This is a genomic window from Streptomyces sp. NPDC107521, assembly GCF_055598485.1.
The window spans coordinates 725,766-732,139 of sequence record NZ_JBVKAT010000001.1 but is presented as its reverse complement, the minus strand read 5'-3'; the positions used below and the strand labels follow the sequence as shown (position 1 = coordinate 732,139).

7 protein-coding genes are annotated in these 6,374 nt (G+C 71.0%); 3 read left to right on the top strand and 4 right to left on the bottom strand.

Annotation, left to right across the window (positions count from 1 at the left end):
- Positions 1–429: 429 nt before the first annotated feature.
- Positions 430–1,071 carry a DNA-3-methyladenine glycosylase gene (locus ACZ7LB_RS03105; RefSeq protein WP_471465090.1) on the bottom strand — a complete coding sequence of 214 codons (642 nt, stop codon included), beginning with the start codon at positions 1,069–1,071 and terminating at the stop codon, positions 430–432.
- Between the two features lie 150 nt (positions 1,072–1,221).
- On the opposite strand from ACZ7LB_RS03105, the gene ACZ7LB_RS03100 reads away from it, so the two are divergent.
- From ACZ7LB_RS03100 to ACZ7LB_RS03090, 3 genes are all read left to right on the top strand, one after another.
- Positions 1,222–2,004 carry a sporulation protein gene (locus tag ACZ7LB_RS03100; protein WP_471465089.1) on the top strand — a complete coding sequence of 261 codons (783 nt, stop codon included), beginning with the start codon at positions 1,222–1,224 and terminating at the stop codon, positions 2,002–2,004.
- Between the two features lie 464 nt (positions 2,005–2,468).
- Entirely contained in the window at positions 2,469–3,005 is a 537-nt protein-coding gene (locus ACZ7LB_RS03095; protein WP_471465088.1) for a YbhB/YbcL family Raf kinase inhibitor-like protein, read from the top strand.
- Between the two features lie 198 nt (positions 3,006–3,203).
- On the top strand, positions 3,204–3,710 hold the full coding sequence (locus ACZ7LB_RS03090; RefSeq protein WP_471465087.1) for an HNH endonuclease: 507 nt from the start codon (positions 3,204–3,206) through the stop codon (positions 3,708–3,710).
- Between the two features lie 105 nt (positions 3,711–3,815).
- On the opposite strand, the gene ACZ7LB_RS03085 is transcribed toward ACZ7LB_RS03090, so the two are convergent.
- The 3 genes from ACZ7LB_RS03085 to ACZ7LB_RS03075 form a co-directional block, all read right to left on the bottom strand.
- The gene (locus ACZ7LB_RS03085) at positions 3,816–4,766 is read right to left on the bottom strand and encodes an SPFH domain-containing protein (protein WP_471465086.1); all 951 of its coding nucleotides are present in this window, start codon (positions 4,764–4,766) and stop codon (positions 3,816–3,818) included.
- A 187-nt stretch (positions 4,767–4,953) separates the two neighbouring features.
- Complete coding sequence (locus ACZ7LB_RS03080) at positions 4,954–5,385, bottom strand: NfeD family protein (protein WP_161225368.1); 432 nt, start codon at positions 5,383–5,385, stop codon at positions 4,954–4,956.
- A gap of 53 nt (positions 5,386–5,438) precedes the next feature.
- Positions 5,439–6,236 carry an ABC transporter ATP-binding protein gene (locus ACZ7LB_RS03075; protein ID WP_471465085.1) on the bottom strand — a complete coding sequence of 266 codons (798 nt, stop codon included), beginning with the start codon at positions 6,234–6,236 and terminating at the stop codon, positions 5,439–5,441.
- Positions 6,237–6,374: the final 138 nt, after the last annotated feature.

Below are 6,374 nucleotides of genomic sequence, written 5' to 3'. Positions count from 1 at the left end.
GTCGGAGATCCGATCGGGTCGGGGTATCAACATATCTGGCGTTGACTTTTGGCACGCTGTTGAGTTCTCAAGGAACGGACGCTTCCTTCGTACTCACCCGAGATTCTCTCTCAGGCTTTCCTCCGGGCGCTTTCCCTTCGGTCTTGCGTTTCCGACTCTATCAGATCGTTTTCCGATCCGATTCCCTGTCGGCGGGAATTGCCGAGGCCGACCGGCTTTCGCCGTGCTGGCCTTTCGACATTCACTACGTTAGCCGATTTCCCTGGTGACTCATAATCGAGTCGGGCGAGTGGGAATTCGGGCATGCAGGCACACCTGAATCCACCCCGCACGGGGTGATCGTCGTAGTGGGTTGCCGCTCCGGCCTTCCGGCACATGCCGTACTGGGTCAAGCGGCTCGGGACACACTACGCATCCGCCCGGGCCGAGTCAACTCCGGCGCCGCTTCGGCGCGTGGGCCCGGTACGGGCTCACCGTCGGGTCGTCCGCGATCCAGAAGCGCCAGGGGTGGACGCCGCCCTCGCCGGAGACCCCGGTGCGGGGGCCGCTGAGCACCCGCTCGCGCGGCACCGGGGTGCCGGTCAGCATGCGGAACGGGGCCGTCCCGCCGACCGGGCAGGCGTCCGCCCCGTTGAGCTCGCGGTCCACGCCCAGGGCGGTGGCCAGCCGGGCGGGGCCCCTGGCCAGCTCCCTGTCGTTGCGGGCCGAGAGGCGCCGGCCCCGGGCGAGTCCGGCGCCCTCGACGATCTCACCGCCGCGCAGCAGGACCCCGCTCGCCGTGTCCTCGGGACCGCAGACCAGGTTCATGCAGAACCACATGCCGTAGGTGAAGTAGACGTACACGTGCCCCGGCGGTCCGAACATCACGTCGTTGCGCGGGGTGCGGCCCCGGTAGGCGTGGGAGCCGGGGTCGTTGGGGCCGTCGTAGGCCTCGACCTCGGTCAGGCGCAGGGCGATCGGGCCGTCGGGGGTGCTCCGGACGAGGACGCGTCCCAGGAGATCGGGGGCCACGTCGAGGACGGGGCGGTCGAAGAAGGTCCTGGGCAGGGGCGTACGGTCGGGCGCGATCATGTCGTCCGAGCGTAACGCACGTGCGCGGGACGGGGGATGATCCTCGGACACCGCCCGCCAGGGGGGCGGGAGGTGGAACCGGCCACGGCCCGGTGGCGTTTCCCGTGGTGTGACCCGAGGGGTCAGTGGCAGAGCCGGAGAGGGAGAGACATGGGGTTCAAGAAGCTGCTCGCGAGCCTGGGGGCCGGCGGGGCCTCGGTGGAGACCGTGCTGAGCGAGGACAACGTCGTGCCCGGCGGGGTCGTCCAGGGCGAGGTCAGGATCCAGGGCGGCTCCGTCGACCAGCGGATCGAGGGGCTGTCGGTGGGGCTCCAGGCCAAGGTCGAGGTGGAGAGCGGCGACAACGAGTACAAGCAGGACATCGAGTTCACCAAGGTGCGGCTCGGCGGTGCCTTCGAGCTGCGGGCCGGGGCGGCGCACACGGTGCCTTTCGGGCTGGAGATCCCCTGGGAGACGCCGGTCACGATGATCGACGGGCAGGCCCTGCGCGGCATGCACATCGGCGTGACCACGGAGCTGGAGATCGCCCGCGCCGTGGACTCCGGGGACCTGGACCCCGTCAACGTCCACCCGCTCCCGGCGCAGAAGACGATCCTGGACGCGTTCATCCAGCTCGGCTTCCGCTTCAGGAGCGCGGACATGGAGCGCGGCCACATCCGCAACACCCGCCAGCGGCTCCCCTTCTACCAGGAGATCGAGTTCTTCCCGCCGCAGCAGTACCGGGCGCTGAACCAGGTGGAGCTGAGCTTCGTGGCCGACGACCGCGCGATGGACGTCGTCCTGGAGATGGACAAGAAGCCGGGGCTGTTCAGCGAGGGCAGCGACACCTTCCGGTCCTTCCAGGTCGGGCTCGACGACTACCGGGGGACGGACTGGGCCGCCTACCTCCACCAGTGGCTGTCGGAGGTCGGCGGCAAGCGCAACTGGTTCTAGTGACCCGAGTCAGAGAAATTCGGGTAGTTCTCGCGAGCTGCCCGGCGTGCCGGAGGCCGGATGCCAGCAGGCCGGGCCGGACCTGCCGACCGCACGGCATCCGGCTGATGGCCGCGATCTGCCGACGAATCTCTGACTCAGGTCACTGGGCTCTTTCGTTCGGATCGGGCTGGATCAGGGAGCGGGCTCCGGCGCCGTGCACCGCGAGGCGGAGGAGGGAGTCGGGGCGGAGCCCCGGCGACCGACGACAACGCGGCGAGGTGCGGCGCCAGGGCCCGCGAGCCCGGCCTGATCCAGACGAGAGGCCCCAGCCGCACCCGGGGCCGCGCCTCCGGGCCGGGCACCGGTCGAACCCGGGCCGGGCCGCTGCGGGGCGCGCCGCGCGCGGGCCCGCACGGCGGCGCGGGCCGGGGGAAAGGGCCTAGGCTCGGTCCTCTCCGCACCCTTGATCAGGAGGTACCGAGGTGTCCGAGCCGAAGCGGCGTCCGCTCCCCCACGACTTCCACCCGCCCGTGCCGTCGTTCACGGTCACCAGCGACGACGTCCGCGAGGGGGTGCTGAAGGACGCCCAGGTGCAGTCGGGCGGCAACACCTCGCCGCACCTGCGGTGGGAGGGCTTCCCCTCCGGCACCGGGAGCTTCGCCGTGACCTGCTACGACCCGGACGCCCCGACCGGCAGCGGATTCTGGCACTGGGTCGTCCTCGACATCCCGGCCTCGGTGACCGAGCTGCCGGCGGGCGCGGGCAGCGGCTCGTTCGCCGGGCTGCCCGAGGGCGCCGTCCAGGTGCGCAACGACTACGGCGACCGGGAGTTCGGCGGCGCCGCTCCGCCGCCCGGGGACGGTCCGCACCGCTACGTGTTCACGGTGTACGCGGTGGACGGGGAGAAGCTCGGCCCGGACGCCGACGCGACGCCCGCCGTGGTCGGGTTCCACCTGCGCTTCCACGCGATCGGGCGGGCCCAGCTCATCGGTGAGTACGAGGTGCCGGCCGGGAACTGAGTGTTCCCGGCGTTCACACAACGTTTGCCCGCCCCTGGTTCTGGAATGGATCAGGGGTGGGCATTTTTGTTGCCGGGGGTCCGGGAGGGAGTGCCCTCCCCGGAGCAGCAGATATTGCGTTGTCCATCTCGGCGTGCCCGGCCAGAGTTGACCCAGCCCGCCAGGGGGTGGGCCGGTGCGCACGAGAGGTGGGCTGGTATGCGGGACACGCTGGTGCTGAACGCGAGCTTCGAGCCGTTGTCGACGGTGACGCTGAACCGAGCCGTCGTTCTGGTGCTCCAGGACAAGGCCGTCGTCGAACAGGCCCACCCCTCGCTGCGGATGCGGGGAGCCGCGCTCGACATACCGGCGCCCCGGGTGATCAGGCTCTGCCAGTACGTGCGGGTGCCCTTCCGAAGACGCGCTCCGTGGTCGAGGAGGGGGGTGCTGGTCAGGGACCGGCACCGGTGCGCGTACTGCGGGAGGCGGGCGACGACGGTGGACCACGTGGTGCCGAGGTCCCACGGCGGGCAGGACACCTGGCTCAACACCGTGGCCTCGTGCGCGGAGGACAACCACCGCAAGGCGAACCGGACGCCGGAGCAGGCGGGCATGCCGTTGCTGCGGCAGCCCTTCGAGCCGACGCCCGCCGACGCGATGCTGCTCACCCTGGCCAGGGAGGACCTGGAGGCGCTGCCGGACTGGCTGCTGCTGAGCGCGGCCTGAGCGCGCCCCGGGGATCCACCGGAGGCCGTGGACACCGCCTGCCGTGAGGGACGACGCCCCCGCGCCCCTGAGGGCACGGGGGCGTCCCGCTGTCCGGCGGGGCCGTCAGTCGATCGAGGGCTTCTCGCGGCGGTCCTGGGAGGGGACGCCGGCGCCCGGCGCGGGGCTCGGGGCGCCGCCCAGGGAGCCGAGGTTGCCGAAGGCCCCGGAGAGGCCCTTCAGGGCGTCGCCGATCTCGCTGGGGACGATCCAGAGCTTGTTGGCGTCGCCCTCGGCGATCTTCGGGAGCATCTGGAGGTACTGGTAGGAGAGCAGCTTCTGGTCCGGGTCGCCGGCGTGGATGGACTCGAAGACCGTGCGGATGGCCTGGGCCTCGCCCTCGGCGCGCAGGGCGGCGGCCTTGGCCTCGCCCTCGGCGCGCAGGATCTGGGACTGCTTCTCGCCCTCGGCGCGCAGGATCTCGGACTGCCGGACGCCCTCGGCCTGGAGGATCGCGGCGCGCTTGTCGCGGTCGGCGCGCATCTGCTTCTCCATCGAGTCCTGGATGGAGGTGGGCGGCTCGATGGCCTTCAGTTCGACGCGGTTGACGCGGATGCCCCACTTGCCGGTGGCCTCGTCGAGGACGCCGCGCAGGGCCGCGTTGATCTCCTCGCGGGAGGTCAGGGTCCGCTCCAGGTCCATGCCGCCGATGATGTTGCGCAGCGTGGTGACGGTGAGCTGCTCGATCGCCTGGATGTAGCTGGCGACCTCGTAGGTGGCGGCCCGCGCGTCGGTCACCTGGTAGTAGATGACGGTGTCGATGTTGACGACCAGGTTGTCCTGGGTGATCACCGGCTGCGGCGGGAAGGGCACGACCTGCTCGCGCAGGTCGATGCGGTTGCGGATGGTGTCGATGAACGGGACGACGATGTTGAGGCCCGCGTTCAGTGTCCGTGTGTAGCGTCCGAAGCGCTCCACGATGGCGGCGCTCGCCTGTGGAATGACCTGGATCGTCTTGATCAGGGCGATGAAGACCAACACCACCAGGATGATCAGGACGATGATGATCGGGCCCATCTGTTCCCCGTACCCTTCTCCGCCTCGGCGCTCGGGCAGAACCTCGTGACGCACGGCGGTGGCCGTGGGACCGGCCGCGCGTGCTGCGATGACTGCTGATTCTACGGCTGTTGAAGATCTTGCTGGTCGAGTCTGACAGAACGGCGTCCGGCCCGGGGGGAGTTCGGGCCACTCGGGCCGGGCGGGCTCACATCACGATCGCGGTCGCGCCCTCGATGTCGACGACGTCCACCTCCTGGCCCGGTTCGTAGGAGCGGGCGGTGTCGAGGGCGCGGGCCGACCAGACCTCGCCGGCGAGCTTGACGCGCCCGCCGGAGCCGTCGACGCGTTCGAGCACGACGGCCTGTCTGCCCTTGAGGGCGTCCACCCCGCTGGCGAACTGGGGCCGTTGGGAGCGGTGCCGGGCCGCGACGGGGCGCACGACCGCGATGAGCGCGACCGAGACGAGGACGAAGACGAGGACCTGGACGACGAGGCCGCCGCCCGCCCCCGAGGCGATGGCGGCGGCGACCGCGCCAACGGCGAACATCCCGAACTCAGGCATCGCGGTCACGACCAGGGGGATCCCCAGCGCCGCCGCGGCAACGAGCCACCACACCCACGCGTCGATGTCGTTCACACGGTCATGGTAGGTGCGCGGCCCTGCCGGGGACAGGGCGCACGGGGGGCGGCTCAGGACAGGGGGAGCCCCTGGGCGGTCCAGCGGTCGCCGACCTGCTCGACCACGAGGGGCAGGCCGAAGCAGAGGGAGAGGTTGCGGGAGGTCAGTTCGAGTTCCAGGGGGCCGGCGGCGAGGACCTTGCCCTGACGGATCATCAGGACGTGGGTGAAGCCGGGCGCGATCTCCTCGACGTGGTGGGTGACCATGATCATGGAGGGCGCGATGGGATCGCGGGCGAGGCGGCCGAGGCGGCGCACCAGGTCCTCCCGGCCGCCGAGGTCGAGACCGGCGGCGGGCTCGTCCAGGAGCAGCAGCTCGGGGTCGGTCATCAGGGCGCGGGCGATCAGGGTGCGCTTGCGCTCGCCCTCGGAGAGGGTGCCGAAGCGGCGTTCGAGGTAGTCCGTCATGCCCAGGCGGTCGAGGAAGGCGCGGGCGCGCTGCTCGTCGACGTCCTCGTACTCCTCCTGCCAGCCCGCGGTCATCCCGTAGGCGGCGGTGAGCACCGTCTGCAGGACGGTCTGGCGCTTGGGCAGCTTGTCGGCCATGGCGACGCCGGCCATGCCGATGCGCGGGCGCAGCTCGAAGACGTCGGTGCCCGGGGTGCCGAGGGTCTCGCCGAGGATGGTGGCGGTGCCCCTGCTGGGATGGACGTAGCTCGACGCGACGTTGAGGAGCGTGGTCTTGCCCGCTCCGTTGGGGCCGAGGATGACCCAGCGCTCGCCCTCCTTGACCGACCAGGAGACCTGGTCGACCAGAGCCCGGCCCTCGCGGACCACGGATACGTCCTGAAGATCCAGAACATCGCTCATGAGCGCAGTGTCTCCCCTTGCAGCAGTGTGGCCGGTCTCGGCCGTCGCGTACGCCTGTGGCTCGGGCGGCGGCGCCGGTGGGCGCAGCCCTCTAGAAATCTACGCCACCGGCCGGGCGGGCCGTTCCCTCGGTCCTGT